At 39.5% G+C, this 14,859-nt stretch carries 13 protein-coding genes and 1 pseudogene; 9 read left to right on the forward strand and 5 right to left on the reverse strand.

Annotated elements, in window-relative coordinates; all coding sequences use genetic code 11:
• Window positions 1–23: 23 nt before the first annotated feature.
• From H6G06_RS11995 to recR, 5 genes and pseudogenes are all read left to right on the forward strand, one after another.
• Window positions 24–1,523: an MBOAT family O-acyltransferase gene (locus H6G06_RS11995; protein ID WP_190560340.1), complete on the forward strand. Its 1,500-nt coding sequence runs from the start codon at window positions 24–26 to the stop codon at window positions 1,521–1,523.
• 297 nt (window positions 1,524–1,820) lie between these two features.
• On the forward strand, window positions 1,821–2,903 hold the full coding sequence (gene psbA / locus H6G06_RS12000) for a photosystem II q(b) protein (protein ID WP_190560342.1): 1,083 nt from the start codon (window positions 1,821–1,823) through the stop codon (window positions 2,901–2,903).
• A gap of 651 nt (window positions 2,904–3,554) precedes the next feature.
• Window positions 3,555–5,735, forward strand: coding sequence for an HAD-IIB family hydrolase (locus H6G06_RS12005; RefSeq protein WP_190560344.1), 2,181 nt, complete (start codon window positions 3,555–3,557; stop codon window positions 5,733–5,735).
• A 331-nt stretch (window positions 5,736–6,066) separates the two neighbouring features.
• Window positions 6,067–6,267: pseudogene (locus H6G06_RS12010) on the forward strand (class I SAM-dependent methyltransferase); the annotation flags it as partial.
• Window positions 6,268–6,482: 215 nt separating this feature from the next.
• Complete coding sequence (recR, locus tag H6G06_RS12015; protein ID WP_199306677.1) at window positions 6,483–7,040, forward strand: recombination mediator RecR; 558 nt, start codon at window positions 6,483–6,485, stop codon at window positions 7,038–7,040.
• A 13-nt stretch (window positions 7,041–7,053) separates the two neighbouring features.
• Here recR and H6G06_RS12020 read toward each other — a convergent pair whose 3' ends face one another.
• The 3 genes from H6G06_RS12020 to H6G06_RS12030 all read right to left on the reverse strand — a co-directional run bounded on the left by H6G06_RS12020 (window position 7,054) and on the right by H6G06_RS12030 (window position 9,688).
• On the reverse strand, window positions 7,054–7,650 hold the full coding sequence (locus tag H6G06_RS12020; RefSeq protein ID WP_190560348.1) for a gamma-glutamylcyclotransferase family protein: 597 nt from the start codon (window positions 7,648–7,650) through the stop codon (window positions 7,054–7,056).
• Window positions 7,651–7,780: 130 nt separating this feature from the next.
• Window positions 7,781–8,377, reverse strand: a complete 597-nt coding sequence (locus tag H6G06_RS12025) for a hypothetical protein (protein WP_242039669.1) — start codon at window positions 8,375–8,377, stop codon at window positions 7,781–7,783.
• A gap of 237 nt (window positions 8,378–8,614) precedes the next feature.
• Complete coding sequence (locus H6G06_RS12030; protein ID WP_190560350.1) at window positions 8,615–9,688, reverse strand: aromatic ring-hydroxylating dioxygenase subunit alpha; 1,074 nt, start codon at window positions 9,686–9,688, stop codon at window positions 8,615–8,617.
• 206 nt (window positions 9,689–9,894) lie between these two features.
• On the opposite strand from H6G06_RS12030, the gene H6G06_RS12035 reads away from it, so the two are divergent.
• The 3 genes from H6G06_RS12035 (at window position 9,895) to H6G06_RS12045 (ending at window position 11,631) form a co-directional block, all read left to right on the forward strand.
• Window positions 9,895–10,374, forward strand: coding sequence for a YbjN domain-containing protein (locus tag H6G06_RS12035; protein WP_190560352.1), 480 nt, complete (start codon window positions 9,895–9,897; stop codon window positions 10,372–10,374).
• Window positions 10,375–10,467: 93 nt separating this feature from the next.
• On the forward strand, window positions 10,468–11,133 hold the full coding sequence (locus tag H6G06_RS12040) for a lipoate--protein ligase family protein (RefSeq protein ID WP_190560439.1): 666 nt from the start codon (window positions 10,468–10,470) through the stop codon (window positions 11,131–11,133).
• A gap of 24 nt (window positions 11,134–11,157) precedes the next feature.
• A complete protein-coding gene (locus H6G06_RS12045; RefSeq protein WP_190560353.1) occupies window positions 11,158–11,631 on the forward strand; it encodes an SRPBCC family protein in 474 nt (157 codons plus the stop codon).
• Window positions 11,632–11,991: 360 nt separating this feature from the next.
• Here the strand turns inward: H6G06_RS12045 and purH are convergent, their stop codons facing one another.
• Both purH and H6G06_RS12055 read right to left on the reverse strand, forming a co-directional pair.
• On the reverse strand, window positions 11,992–13,527 hold the full coding sequence (gene purH / locus H6G06_RS12050) for a bifunctional phosphoribosylaminoimidazolecarboxamide formyltransferase/IMP cyclohydrolase (protein ID WP_190560355.1): 1,536 nt from the start codon (window positions 13,525–13,527) through the stop codon (window positions 11,992–11,994).
• 345 nt (window positions 13,528–13,872) lie between these two features.
• Window positions 13,873–14,232, reverse strand: coding sequence for a VOC family protein (locus tag H6G06_RS12055; protein ID WP_190560357.1), 360 nt, complete (start codon window positions 14,230–14,232; stop codon window positions 13,873–13,875).
• Window positions 14,233–14,384: 152 nt separating this feature from the next.
• On the opposite strand from H6G06_RS12055, the gene H6G06_RS12060 reads away from it, so the two are divergent.
• Window positions 14,385–14,711 carry a hypothetical protein gene (locus H6G06_RS12060; RefSeq protein WP_190560360.1) on the forward strand — a complete coding sequence of 109 codons (327 nt, stop codon included), beginning with the start codon at window positions 14,385–14,387 and terminating at the stop codon, window positions 14,709–14,711.
• The last annotated feature ends 148 nt before the right edge of the window (window positions 14,712–14,859 follow it).

Below are 14,859 nucleotides of genomic sequence, written 5' to 3' on the forward strand. Positions count from 1 at the left end.
TAACAACTAACAACTGATAACTGATGAAGTTTATATCAATTTTTTACGGGCTTTTTCTGCTGAGTATTCTGGGAATTTACTGGACTGTAGCCGAACAAAAGTTACGATTATGGACATTACTTGTAGCTAGTATAGTATTCTACTCATCTTGGCATATTCAATACTTGCCGTTACTTTTGGTACTTACTTTTATTAACTTTCGTATAGGTCTAGAAATTGGCAAAAATACCTCACCAGGTAAACATTCCCAAGACTGGCAAATTTCTAATGAAGAGTGGCAAATATCCCAATCTGACTGGAATCTGAACCGTCTTAAGCTTTTGTGGTTTGGTGTAATCTTAAATGTAGGACTCCTATTAAGTTTTAAGTATCTACCTATTTTATTAAAATGGATTTTTAACATACCTTTAAACTCACCAGATGTACCTTTTAAATTAATTACACCCTTGGGAATTTCCTTTTTTACATTTGAGTGTATCGCTTATTTAATAGATGTCTATCGTGGTGCGCCAGCTACTGAGCAATTTTTGAAATTTGCTACCTACAAATTATTTTTCGCTAAACTAATTTCCGGACCAATTACTCGTTACCATAACTTAGCAGTTCAATTCAATACAGCACCATTTCCTAATGTTGATAGATGGGCAGAGGCGTTGTGGTTAATTGCTAGAGGTGCTGTTAAAAAAGGTATTCTGGCAGATAATCTGGGAATTTTTGTTGATTTATGTTTCGGTAATTTGCAAAGAGCAGGTAGTACAGATTTATGGTTAGCTACCTTTGCTTACGGCTTGCAATTATATTTAGATTTTAACGGTTATGTAGATATTGCCCGTGGTAGTGCTTTACTTTTTGGTTTAGTTCTGCCTGAAAATTTTGATTTTCCTTACTTCAGCACCAGCATTGCAGATTTTTGGCGACGTTGGCATATCACCTTGGGTGACTGGTTACGTAATTATCTATACTTTCCTTTGGGCGGTTCCCGTAAGGGTTTGATGCTTACCTGTATCAATTTATTAATTGTGATGCTAGTTGCTGGCATTTGGCACGGTTCCGCTTGGGGTTTTGTGATTTGGGGCGCGTTGCATGGTATAGCCTTAGCTGTTCATCGTCTGACAGATGCCATGAGCGATCGCTTTAAAATCCTGAATCTCTTCTGGCAAAACCCACTAGGTATTATTTTCGCTTGGTTGTTAACCCAGTTTATGGTTTTCACATCCTGGATTTGGTTCCGTCTTCCCAACCTTCAAGATTCTGCTTTAGTCGTACAGCACCTTTGGGGTCATACTGCTGATGCACAATTTGCCGAAAAAGTCTATGTTGAAGCGTTGAACAGTAACCAACAGGAACTATGTTTGTTATTGGTAGTTCTAGCTGTATTTATGAGTATAACCTATGCCTTTAAGCGAGGGATGAAGTTAGAGTTTAGCTGGCCTATCAAACTTGTTTTTGTCCCTTTATGCTTCTACGCCGTATGGTTACTAGCTCCTGAAGGCAGTTTACCTTATATCTATTTTGATTTTTAGTAATATTTACAGCAGCCTTCATTTTAGTGCAAGGCTTTTTGATGACAATTTGTAGCTCATTTACCTGCCATATGCTGTATCTATAGCTTTTGGCGATCGCTCCAAGGGATGTGGAGGTGAAGGTGATTTTGATTAGCGTTTTATTTTCTGTAAATCTGAATACATTAGTAAAACATATAACTGATATAATAAATACTAATTTTAATTATCTTTACAAAAATCAACTTATATTTTAATGTTAAATACAGATAGGCAAAAAAACCTATCAACATCATAAGAAAATAAAGCACTCATAAAATGACCACAACCATTCAACAGCGTTCAACCGCTAACGTATGGGATCGCTTTTGCGAGTGGATCACCAGCACCGAAAACCGTATCTACATCGGTTGGTTCGGCGTACTGATGATTCCTACCCTGTTAGCTGCTACTACCTGCTTCATAATTGCATTTATCGCTGCGCCTCCCGTTGACATCGACGGTATCCGTGAGCCAGTTGCAGGTTCTTTAATATACGGAAACAACATCATCTCTGGTGCAGTTGTTCCTTCTTCTAACGCTATTGGTTTGCACTTCTACCCAATCTGGGAAGCAGCTTCCTTAGATGAGTGGTTGTACAACGGCGGTCCTTACCAATTGGTAATTTTCCACTTCTTGATCGGTTGCGCTTGCTACTTAGGTCGTCAGTGGGAATTGTCTTACCGCTTAGGTATGCGTCCTTGGATCTGTGTAGCTTACTCTGCACCTTTGGCATCTGCTACCGCAGTATTCTTGATCTACCCAATCGGTCAAGGTTCATTCTCCGACGGTATGCCTTTGGGTATCTCCGGTACATTCAACTTCATGATCGTGTTCCAAGCTGAACACAACATCTTGATGCACCCCTTCCATATGTTGGGTGTAGCTGGTGTATTCGGTGGTTCCTTGTTCTCTGCAATGCACGGTTCTTTGGTAACTTCCTCCTTGGTTCGTGAAACAACCGAAACCGAATCTCAAAACTACGGTTACAAATTCGGTCAAGAAGAAGAAACCTACAACATCGTTGCTGCTCACGGTTACTTCGGTCGCTTGATTTTCCAATACGCTTCATTCAACAACAGCCGTTCCTTACACTTCTTCTTGGCTGCATGGCCAGTAGTTGGTATCTGGTTCACCGCTTTGGGCATCAGCACCATGGCGTTCAACTTGAACGGTTTCAACTTCAACCAATCCATCATTGATTCTCAAGGTCGTGTAATCGGTACTTGGGCTGATGTAATCAACCGCGCTAACTTGGGTATGGAAGTAATGCACGAGCGCAACGCTCACAACTTCCCCTTAGACTTGGCTGCTGGTGAAGTTGCTCCTGTTGCTTTGACTGCTCCTGCAATCAACGGCTAATCTGAAAGATTCAGATAATTAAAAGATACCCCCCATAAATGGGGGGTATTATTGTTTTGGGCGAGAAAAACAAACTTAGGTTGGCTTGACGAAACTCAACATTATTAAAGCTGCCGTTGGGTTGCAACTGCCCACGCTGTTTATCTTATGTAAAAATTTAGATAGAAATATAGATATAAAACTCTTATTTGATTTTTGTTCAAAAATCGGTACATCTTAATTTTCTAAAATCCTCTTGCCTGCCTACACAGGTAAGTACCTGAGCAAAATTAATTTAACATTTTTTTTGGAACAAACAAAAATTTCTGAACCAAGAATCCCCGCACCTTTAGGTCGGGGAGTGTCAAATAGGACATCTTTTGTACATGGAAAATAAACTAGTCGACGGCTCTTCTCATCACATAGCAGACATATATATTCAACTATAAAATCAAGGAAATCTGACTTTAGGCCAGTTCATACTAGCAGTTCAATCTGGTTTAATTGTTACTAAGCTTATGAAGTAAAAAATAGAAAAATTCTAGCTAAATTTGGCAAATTAATTGTTCCACTTCCCTGTATTCATAAGTGTTTAACTTGTAACCGCACAGTCCATTTAGTATAAAAAAGCTAGATACAGCTTGCCATACAGTCAATTATCGAGGAAGACAAATGTCACACAGCCCTGGACTGTACATTATACTCGTCAGTGTTCACGGTTTAATTAGAGGTCATAATCTAGAGTTAGGAAGAGATGCCGATACTGGCGGACAAACAAAATATGTGGTCGAACTTGCCAATACATTAGCCAAAAACTCGCAAGTAGAAAGAGTTGATTTAGTGACTCGGTTGGTCAATGATCCTAAAGTTAGTCCTGACTATGCCCAACCAATAGAAATACTTTCAGACAAAGCCCAAATTATTCGCCTTGCTTGCGGACCACGTCGCTATATCCGCAAAGAAGTTCTCTGGCCACATTTAGATACCTTTGCAGATGAATTGCTGCGACACATCCGCAAAGTGGGAAGAATACCCAATGTAATTCATACACACTACGCCGACGCTGGATATGTTGGCAGTCGGGTTGCTGGTTGGTTAGGAACGCCTCTTGTGCATACTGGTCATTCCTTGGGAAGAGTCAAACAGCAACGATTATTAGAACAGGGAACTAAGCAGGAAGCTATTGAAGAACATTTTCACATCAGTACCAGAATTGAAGCAGAAGAAATCACCCTTGGTGGTGCAGCTTTAGTTATAGCCAGTACGAATCAAGAAGTTGAGCAACAGTACAGTGTATATGATCGCTATCAACCAGAAAGAATGGTGGTAATTCCTCCTGGTGTGGACTTGGATCGATTTTACTCAGCAGCAGATAATTGGCACAACCCACCCATTCAAAAAGAATTAGATCGCTTCCTCAAAGATCCGCAAAAGCCGATGATCATGGCTATTTCTCGCCCAGCAATTCGGAAAAACGTCAGTAGTCTGATTAAAGCCTATGGCTCAGATCCTGAGTTGCGGAAACTGGCTAACTTAGTAATTATACTGGGAAAACGAGATGACATCATGACGATGGAATCAGGTCCGCGTCAGGTATTTATCGAGATATTGCAATTAATAGACCGCTACGACCTTTATGGTCTTATGGCTTACCCCAAACACCATAATTCTGATGATGTTCCAGATTTATATCGACTGACGGCTAAAACCAAAGGAGTCTTTATTAATCCAGCACTAACCGAGCCTTTTGGGTTAACTTTAATAGAGGCTAGTGCTTGTGGAGTGCCTATTATTGCTACTGCTGACGGCGGACCAAGGGATATCTTGGCAGCTTGCCAGAATGGTTTGCTGATTGATCCTCTGAATATTAAAGAAATACAAGATGCTCTACGCACAACCCTAACGGATACTGAAAAATGGCAACATTGGTCTAATAATGGCTTGGTGAATGTCCGCAAATATTTTTCCTGGACTAGTCACGTTGAAAAATATCTGGAAAAAATCCGTCTATTTCCTCAACGACGAATTCAATCTTTACTCAGTCCTCTACCCGCATCTCCAGCTGCTGATCATCCAGACTGGAATATACCTGATACCAACCGTCTACCAACGGCTGATCGTTTCCTAGTTTGTGAAATTGATAACACGCTGTTGGGTGATAAAGAAGCCCTAGAAAAATTGATTCATCGCATTCGCAGTGAAGGGCATACAACCGGGGTTGGGATTGCCACAGGCCGCAGTCTAGAAAGTACCTTGAGTATGTTGGAAGAATGGCGCTTCCCCATGCCAGATTTGTTAATTACATCAGCAGGTAGTGAAATCTACTATGGTCCGCAGATTGTCACAGATACAAGTTGGCAAAAACACATTGGCTATCAATGGCAAGCGCAAGCAATTCGGCAAGCAATGAAGAATATACCTGGTGTGGAATTGCAACCACCAGAATCTCAACGCAAGTTTAAGATCAGCTATTTTGTGGATGAAGCTAAAGCGCCAAACTTCCGAGAAATTATCCGCCATTTGCGTCGTCATCAACTTCCTGTTAAAGGGATTTATAGCCACAATATGTATCTTGACTTAGTGCCTATCCGGGCTTCTAAAGGAGATGCGATTCGCTATGTGGCTTTAAAATGGGGTTTACCTGTGCAACGTTTTTTAGTAGCAGGGGCATCAGGTAATGATGAAACCATGCTTGGTGGTCAAACTTTGGGAGTTGTGGTGGGGAATTACAGCCAAGAAATTGAAAAACTACGTGGTTATCCGCAGATTTATTTTGCTGAAGGTCATTATGCTTGGGGCATTTTGGAAGCTTTAGATCACTATGACTTTTTTGGTAATTTGTCGCCAAAATAGCTGGGAATCGTGACTGTTTAGGTAACTAAGTAAGTGGGCGTTAAAAATTGTCGTTATGACAAGGGAAGAGGGAAGAGGGAACGGGGAACGGGGAAGAGGGTTTTGGTGAATTTACTTTTTGTTACATACTTCGGTTTTTTCCCGCCGACTTACTTATAGCAATATAATAATATCCCCAACTTCTTTTTTATCTCGTAAATAAATTATGAATTGATGTCAGAAGTTGGGGTTCTGGGCTTTGCAAAGTGATGGGATATTTTTTATTTGGAATTCCCTTAGAGATATCAATGTCAAAGTCTCAATACGTCTTTAATTTACAACGGGGTGGCGATGTTTGGAAGTGGGAGCAGGAGCAGGTTCAATTACAAAATGGATGGCAGCAACTGTGGGAGAAAGGGGTAAAGTTGTGGCCGTTGATTTAAATACTCGTTTTCTCTCCAGCGTCAAATCATTGAATGTTGAAGTTATAGAAGCTTATATCCTAAATATTCCACTGGAACATCACTCTTTTGACTTTGTTCATGCACGTTAAGTTCTCATCCATATTAGAGGTTTATTTGCAGATGACCTCAACACATGGGCTATTTAATACGCAACTGTAGGAGTTACAGCCCAAAAGCCAGCAGAATAAGATTTTGGATTTTCAAAGACCAAAATTCCCTAAAAATGTCATCATAGTAAAGGTAAAAACACACTGGAGACAAGACCACGGTTTACGCACGCCCTTTAGCCCGGTTAATTGAGCAACTGCAACGCCTTCCTGGAGTAGGACCTAAATCCGCTCAACGTCTAGCATTGCACATTTTGAAGCGTCCAGAAGCAGAAGTAGAAGCCTTAGCACAAGCACTGATTGACGCAAAAAAACAGATAGGCTTGTGTCAAGTCTGCTATCACCTCTCATCTGAACCTGTATGTGAAATCTGCCGCAACCCCAACCGAGATAATCAAACTATCTGTGTAGTTGCAGATTCTCGTGATGTGATTGCACTGGAAAAAACCCGCGAGTATAAAGGTAAGTATCACGTTTTAGGTGGAGTAATTTCCCCAATGGACGGTATTGGCCCGGAACAGTTGACAGTTCAAGCTTTAGTACGCAGAGTCAGTCAACAAAAACCACAAGAAGTAATTATGGCAATTAGTCCCAGTGTAGAAGGGGAAACGACAACATTATATATAGGGCAGCTACTGAAACCATTTACTAAAGTCACACGTATCGCCTTTGGATTACCTGTGGGTGGTGATTTAGAGTATGCTGATGAGGTGACACTGGCTAGAGCTTTAGAAGGTCGTCGAGAATTAGATTAGATATCTGCAATTACTAAGCCGAGCGTTTCTTTTGTTTTTGATTATACTGTTGTAAATGGTACATATGATTAAACAAATGCCAACAATATTCCTCTGGTAATCCACAGGTAATCGCACCCCGTAGCACAACGTTAAAGTACCAATCGTTAGGTGCAACTTCTTCTTTTAGCTTGTTCACTACTACATAAGTACGAACGTTTTTGTATATTTGGTTTTGGCAGTGAATGTCTACTATTTCATGACGATAAAGTCCTTGGGAAACACCTTCACGTTTATCTAAGTGTTCACTCAGTCGCCAAGGTAGCTGATAAAGGACACCTTTGACAATGGATTTACTATCATTCACCACATCTAAAACACCACATTTACGATTAGGAGAATAAACATAAAATCCTAGTCGATATTCTTTTAATATTCCTGGTCCGATGACGTAAGGGTGGGTGTTTTCACCAAGCGATCGCTTTAAATCGACTGGACACATACACGAACCATAGGCAAAATAATAAAACGTCGGTTCTGTTGGTAGCGATTGTTGCAGTTGATACTCTACTTTGGCAGGATTTTGAGGTTGCACCCAACTGTGGTTTGTTTCTCCAGTTTTATTACTCATCTATCGCTGGCAGTTTTGAATAAAAAATTAAAAATTTATTATACAACCCAATATCAAAATTTATCCTATCAGATCCCCAATTTCTTCAATAAATTAGGGATCTTATTGTTATCCCTCTCAACAAACAAATTTATAATGATTGGGCGTTAGTTTTAATCTGATTCCAAGCGGAAACTACAGACTGTAATTTCTTTGGCAGTCCATCTTGAGAAATGTCGTTATACTGAAATGTCCCTTCTTGACTGGTGAGAGTATAGGTAATAAAATCAGCCGCCCCGCTAGGTGCTGGATAACTGAGATTTTTGAATTTAGCAATGTTCTTTTTATTCAACATCTTTTCAAATTGTGTTACCTCTTGCAAAGAAACTCTGCGAACGCTACGTTCAGAATCATTAGCATCACCAATACGCACACGCATCAACAGCCCATCATTCATTAAAACTGTTTGATAGGTTGCCCCAGTAAAACCACCTGTGGAAATTTCCCGGAATACCATACCTTGATCTAAAGGTGGTGGTAATTCGTTTTCAGGAATTGCTACAGGTTGGATTTTGCTATTTTTAATGTTTCTATTTTGGGCATTGATGGAATTTGCAGAAGCAGCATTATTATTGATGATAGTTAAGCCGCTACTTATAGATAAAATGGCAGTTAACATCAAATAAGCTGCTATTTTCCTTGGATTGATATTGGTTTTTAAGGTAGAGAAGTTTTTCATATTCACCATAAACAAATTACTGCTTGAAGGTATGTTCAGAAATCATTGGTTACTATTGCCATACAACAAATAAATAACCATTACGGAATTGAGATACCCGACTTCTTGAAAAAGTAGGGTATCTGGTTGCTTGAGTATACTCAAGGTAGACGCTAAAGTTTTAGAGATTGTTGCCTGGTTGCCAAAATTTTCCAAAACTCAGCACTACCTAATATCTCAGCTACTCAACTACTTATCAAAGCTTACTTACCCCAATTTCTCAATTTGAGTCTTCATCAGCTTCTGCACACTTACCAAAGCTCGATTTAATTCATAATTCCGTATTTGTGAATTCTGTAAATAAGCCTGTTGTTCTTCTTCAATCATTTTCACATCTTGAATCACCAAACCATCAAGTAATTTCTGCGCTGCACCAAATAAGCTATCTTTGATAAAACGGCGAAACCATACAGGTAATTTGTGTAATCTCCAAAAGGCATTGAGTGAGGTAAAGTGAATTAAATAGGCTTTTGTTTCTGTCTCATTCACGGGACACAATAAACAGTAAATTTTAAAATCATTACCCAAGGTAGATACCCAATGGGGATAAACATAACTTACATCTAAAGGTTCAGGATGTAAGCGTCGCAAAGCCGGAAAAAATAACTGGGATATAGACCAAATTTTATCTATTTTATAATAACTTTGGGCTGTATAATGGGCATGAACACTATTTTCGTCTTCGTCAATATTTTGTAGTGAGGCTTCAGCCCAAGCTTGCAGATCTTGATGTAAATGTCCGTGATACATATCCATCAGGTTTTCAATTAAATAAGAATAATGAGCTTGAGTATTAATGACGGAAACTGTGGCAATATAATTTAAATGTTCCCATTCGGGTAAACCCAATGGTTCTATGTTTGGTTCTACATCTGCGGGAAATAACCAAATAAAACCGTCTTGTTCTTTAACTGGATAATGGTGAATTTTACAAGTTGGCAATTTTTGATTAGCTGCTAAATAGGGAACCGCTGCACATTCACCTTCACTATTGAAGCGCCAACCATGATAAGCACATTCTAATTCATTGTTTATCACTTGCCCATGACTAAGTTTAACTTGACGGTGGGGACAACGATCTTCTAAAGCGTGAACTTTTCCGGTACTATCTCTGTAGAGTGCGATCGCTTTTTTCCAAATCGTTACAGACAAAGGCTTATTTATAACCTCGCTAGTCCGTGCAACCACATACCAATGATTAGGATTTATTCCCAATCTGCGGACACCAGTTTGTAGAGTAGGAGAGATGGGGGAGGTAGATTCAGGTATGATTTGCTGCATAATATGTGAAGATTTAGGTATATTCAAAGATATAATATAAGAATTATTAAAAGTAATGCTTTTTACTTTTATTTAACCTCGAACAACAATATCCTCGACTTCCCTAAGAAGTCCGGGTTCTAAGCTTCTGACTCAAGCCAATTTGGGCTACAAACGATAAAGTAGTTGTAGATTAAAGCAGTAACTATATTGAGGAATAAGTCTGTATGACAAGCTACCAAGAAACCCTAACTCCCAATGAATTGGTTGATGAACTCATTTCCGAAACATCAAGCCCCAACCATATAGAAGTAATTGAAAACGTTATCAGTACGCTAGAACAAGATAACAGCGCAATGGTTAGCCACACCCCAGGGGGCGCTTATCTGTGGAAGTTTAAATATGGCAGTGTGGAAGTATTCGTACAACTCACAGGTTCTACTGATGAAGATACTATCACGGTTTGGTCTGTGGTGCTGAAGTTACCCGCCAAAAATGAACCCAAATTAATGCGTCATCTGTTAGAGTTGAACTGCACCAGTACCTTTGAAGCTCGTTTTGGCATTAGTGAAAATCAGGTTGTTGTCATTTCCTCACGCACTTTAGCAGAGTTGTCACCAGGGGAAATTTCCCGCATAATTACCATTGTTGCTACCATCGCTGATGATAATGATGAAGCTTTGGTAGAGGAGTTTGGTGCAGCATAGGCAATTTTGGATTTTGGATTTTGGATTTTAGATTTTGTGGTAAAACAGGTTTGGCGACTAATTCCTTGTTTAGCAGCTGCTGGTAATGTCCAAATGGCAGTTGATAGATGGTTGCTGGAACAGCACGAGTCAGGAAAGCATCCTCCCACCCTGCGGTTTTATACTTGGTCGCCTCCTGCCATTTCTCTGGGTTATCATCAAAAACGATATCCTGAATATTGGCCAAATTTAACTTGGCATGATGATAAACTTGATTTGGTACGTCGTCCTAGCGGTGGAAGGGCAGTTTTACATCAAGGTGATTTAACTTATGCTGTCATAACTTCAGGAATAACGGGAAGTCGTTTACAGGTGTATGCAAAGATTTGTGAGTTTTTGATTCAAGGCTGGCGATCGCTCGGTGTAGACTTAAACTACGGTCAAGCTGGCCGGGGTTATATCCACAATCCTAACTGTTTTGGCACGGCCACAGGTGCAGATTTAATTTTAGCAGATGGTAGTAAATTAATTGGTAGCGCCCAACTGCGAAAAGGCGAAGCAATCCTACAACATGGTTCTATGATTTTACACCCAGATGTAGATTTATTTAAACAGGTTTTCGGGAAAGATGCTTTTACTCCCGTCAAACTACCAGAAAATTTAAACCAACAAACAATCATCAATGCTTTAGTGGTTGCGGCCTGTGAATGTTTTAATATGCAGGTAGAAGTTAGTCCACTTACAGAAAATGAATGGTTAGAAATTTTCAACAACTGCTAACTAGCCATAATTAAATCACTGATTATGCAAATCCAAACTACCGCCCAAATTATCATCAATGGTAAAATAGAGGATGTATTTGATTCCTCAATTGAGTCTCAAAATTTACCCAAATTTTTCACTGGTTATAAATCTATACCTGCAATTATTCATGCGAAAACTACAGATGGTTTGCCTCTCCATCAAGGTAGCATGAGAATTGTTAAAAATAGCGATAGTTCAGAAATAGAAGAAATTATTATCAATCTACAACGTCCCACAATTCAAGAATACGAATTAATGCGGGGTTTTCAGCCACCCTTTTCTTGGTTAGTCAGTTCCGCTTCGGGAAAGTGGTTATACTCAAACGTAAATTCAGAAACACAAATCATCTGGCAGTTTGAATTTAAAATGAAAAATTATTTGGCATATTTATTTTTCAACGTAGCCATAAAGAAGATGTTTCAACAAGCCCAAATGATTTGCTTAGAAAACCTCAAAGCCTTTGTTGAACAATGAAATGCGTAATATCGGAAAACCTATGCAAGCAAAAAGCGCCTGGGAGTGTTACCGTGTTTCCACCCCAAACGCTTTTTGAACTTTGCTCCTCACACACAAATAGACTATATCACTGGTTCAATTAAATAGCAAGTGTTTTCCTTAAATCTTATATTAGTAATTTAAATACGTCATTTGTTGCCAAAATAAAAAGCGCCTGGGAGTGTTACCGTGTTTCCACCCCAAACGCTTCTTATATTCAACATTGCTCCTCACACAAAACAACCATATCACTCAAGTTAGAAAATGGCAAGTATATTGCATGATAATTTAAGAATGTGTTTTAGAACCCTGAATGATCTAACAAGTGGGGGATATTCTTTAATGTAAGAAATGCCGCACACCAGTTACAACCATTAATAAACCCAGTTCATCAGCGGCTTTGATAGAGTCTTTATCCCGCAGACTTCCCCCTGGTTGGACAATAGCAGTAATTCCCGCTGCGGCTGCGGTTCTGACGGTATCATCAAAGGGGAAGAAACCATCACTAGCTAAAACTGCACCTTGAGCTTTTTCTCCTGCTTGTTCTACAGCTATTTTCGTAGAACCAACGCGGTTCATTTGTCCAGCACCGACACCTAAAGTCGTCCTATCTTTGCTGATGACAATAGCATTAGATTTAACGTGTTTACAAACTTTCCAAGCAAACAATAATTCTGCTAACTCGCTGGGGGTGGGTTGACGTTCGGTGACAACTTGCCATTTAGCTGTATCTGCAATGATATCATCCGCAGTTTGCACTAAGAAACCACCAGCGACCGCTCTCACCGTTTCTTTTGGTCCAGTCAGCAAATCTGGTAAAATCAAAACTCTGACATTACCTTTCTTAGTTAAAATTGCTTGCGCTTCTTCATCACAACCAGGTGCAACCACGCATTCTAAAAAGGTCTTCGTTAATTCTGTCGCTGTGACTGCATCAATAGCCCGGTTTAAAGCTACAATACCACCGAAAGCCGAGGTAGAATCAGCATTGAAGGCTTTTTGATAAGCGTCGAAAATTGTTTCCGCTTCCGCAGTTCCACAGGGGTTGGTATGTTTAATAATTGTCGCTGCGGGAGTTGCGGTAAATTCAGCAATGATACGCCGTGCAGCTTCTAAATCTACCAAATTATTATAGCTGAGTTCCTTACCTTGCAGTTTTGTTGCTGCTGCCCAACCTGTAGGTTTAGTTCCCGTTTGATACCAAGCTGCGGGTTGATGGGGGTTTTCTCCATAACGCAAAGATTGAATTTGTGTACCGGAAACAGTGTAGGTTTCTGGTAAACCTTCGCTTTGTGTACCAGCGAGATAAGCTGCAATGGCGTTATCATAACTTGCAGTGTGTAAAAATCCTTTTAAAGCGCATTTTTGGCGAAACTCCAAAGAAGCTGACCCATTTTGCCGTAATTCTTGCAAATACTCATCATACTGATCAGGATTACATAATACAGTCAGATGGGCAAAGTTTTTTGATGAAGCGCGTAACATTGCAGGGCCACCAATATCAATTTGTTCTACTGCGTCTGCTAAGGTGACACCGGTTTTAGCAATGGTTTCCTCAAAAGGATAAAGGTTAACTACGACTAAATCAATAGGACGAATTTGGTTATTTTCCAAATCTGTGACATCTTGGGCAACGTCGCGCCGTGCTAAAATACCGCCATGTATGCGGGGATGGAGAGTTTTCACCCGACCGCCTAAAATTTCTGGTGAGCCTGTATAATCTGAAACCTTTGTAACAGGGATTCCCGCATCTTTCAGGGTTTTGGCTGTTCCCCCACTGCTGATAATATCAAAGCCAAATTCTTCAACCAAGCTGCGGGCTAGGTCAATTATACCAGTTTTGTTAGATACACTCAGCAATGCTAGACGCGTCATAGTTCCCCTGTTGCTTTTCGACTACAAGTTTGCAAATAGATGATTATTTTACATCATGTTGGTTTGTACAGTTATCAGTTATAAGTTTAGCAATCTTCAAAGCCAGGGAATAAATTCCCTGTCTCAAAGTTAAAGTCGGTTAAAACCGACTATGTTACTTTTATTTTTCTATTCAGGACTTACGGATAATTCATGAATTACCACTACCTAAGAATAAATTTTGATTTTATTTTGTGATTTTATTTTCAGTTAACGAGAGTGCGTTTTAACGCACTTTAGCTATTAGCCCGGAAATTGATTTCCGGGTGGTTTTAGCAGCTAACAAATCAATTCCTTATCCCTAAATTATTGTTGACTTATTTCAATAATATTTCCATCGGGGTCTTTGGTGAAGATAGCAGGACGACCGGAAGCACTTGCTTGAAATGGGTAATTATGACTTTGTAATTCTATTTTTGCTGCTTCTAAGTCCACAACAGAAAATGCAATGTGGGGGTTACGTCCCCATTTTTTGTTTTGGTTTTCGGTGGGGACGGATGAGGATACTATTAAGTGTATTTGATAGTTACCGAGTTGATACCATGCACCGGGATATTTAAGGGTGCGGTCTATTTTTGATAGTCCTAAGATTGTTCCATAAAAGTGTTCTGAGCGTTCTAAGTTGGTGATGAGGATGGCGGTGTGGAGACTTTGGGTAATTTGCATTTTGGGTGAGAGGGAAGTGAGTATATTGATCTGTGTAGTTTGATTGCAGAATTGTTATTATAATTTTGGTTTTGTTAGATGTTGATAAACTAATTAAAATTGACATCTTTAGTTATAAAATAAGTCTTTGTAGATAAATTGTAAATGAAATTATGACAGAAATTAAATTTTCTATTGAGGGTGAAGAGGCGATCACCGCTACAGAGGAATTTTTGGCAATTGAAGGTATAACTGGGAACTATACCATAAATTCAGAAGAAATCAAAAAAGAACCAGTCATTACTACTGTTGGTACTATAGTTGGTCTTGTGGGTGGGACAATTGCCATAGCAGAACAAATTCGCAAATGGTATCAAGAGTATAAACAAAAACAATCTGGTAAAAAAATTGCTAAAGTCCTGATTGTTGGCCGCAATGGTAGACGACTACTGTTAGAAAATGCCACAATTGAGCAAATTCGCCAAATTCTAGAATCATAACTAGGTTTTGCTGGAGTGCGTCGCTTCAGCTATAAAAAATTTTCCATAAAGTAGTCGGTTTTAACCGACTTTAGCTTTCAGACAGGGAATTTATTCCCTGGCTAGATTCCCTGGCTTGATGATACGATACTTGATAATACTTTTATTT

The sequence above is a fragment of the Anabaena sphaerica FACHB-251 genome, assembly GCF_014696825.1.
Classification (GTDB): Bacteria; Cyanobacteriota; Cyanobacteriia; order Cyanobacteriales; family Nostocaceae; genus RDYJ01.

What these genes read in the sequence shown, in the direction of transcription:
- H6G06_RS11995 (WP_190560340.1), top strand. Translation starts at nt 24, where the DNA reads ATGAAGTTTATATCAATTTTTTACGGGCTTTTTCTGCTGAGTATTCTG.
- psbA (WP_190560342.1), top strand. Translation starts at nt 1,821, where the DNA reads ATGACCACAACCATTCAACAGCGTTCAACCGCTAACGTATGGGATCGC.
- H6G06_RS12005 (WP_190560344.1), top strand. Translation starts at nt 3,555, where the DNA reads ATGTCACACAGCCCTGGACTGTACATTATACTCGTCAGTGTTCACGGT.
- H6G06_RS12020 (WP_190560348.1), bottom strand. Translation starts at nt 7,650, where the DNA reads ATGAGTAATAAAACTGGAGAAACAAACCACAGTTGGGTGCAACCTCAA.
- H6G06_RS12025 (WP_242039669.1), bottom strand. Translation starts at nt 8,377, where the DNA reads ATGGTGAATATGAAAAACTTCTCTACCTTAAAAACCAATATCAATCCA.
- H6G06_RS12030 (WP_190560350.1), bottom strand. Translation starts at nt 9,688, where the DNA reads ATGCAGCAAATCATACCTGAATCTACCTCCCCCATCTCTCCTACTCTA.
- H6G06_RS12035 (WP_190560352.1), top strand. Translation starts at nt 9,895, where the DNA reads ATGACAAGCTACCAAGAAACCCTAACTCCCAATGAATTGGTTGATGAA.
- H6G06_RS12040 (WP_190560439.1), top strand. Translation starts at nt 10,468, where the DNA reads ATGGCAGTTGATAGATGGTTGCTGGAACAGCACGAGTCAGGAAAGCAT.
- H6G06_RS12045 (WP_190560353.1), top strand. Translation starts at nt 11,158, where the DNA reads ATGCAAATCCAAACTACCGCCCAAATTATCATCAATGGTAAAATAGAG.
- purH (WP_190560355.1), bottom strand. Translation starts at nt 13,527, where the DNA reads ATGACGCGTCTAGCATTGCTGAGTGTATCTAACAAAACTGGTATAATT.
- H6G06_RS12055 (WP_190560357.1), bottom strand. Translation starts at nt 14,232, where the DNA reads ATGCAAATTACCCAAAGTCTCCACACCGCCATCCTCATCACCAACTTA.
- H6G06_RS12060 (WP_190560360.1), top strand. Translation starts at nt 14,385, where the DNA reads ATGACAGAAATTAAATTTTCTATTGAGGGTGAAGAGGCGATCACCGCT.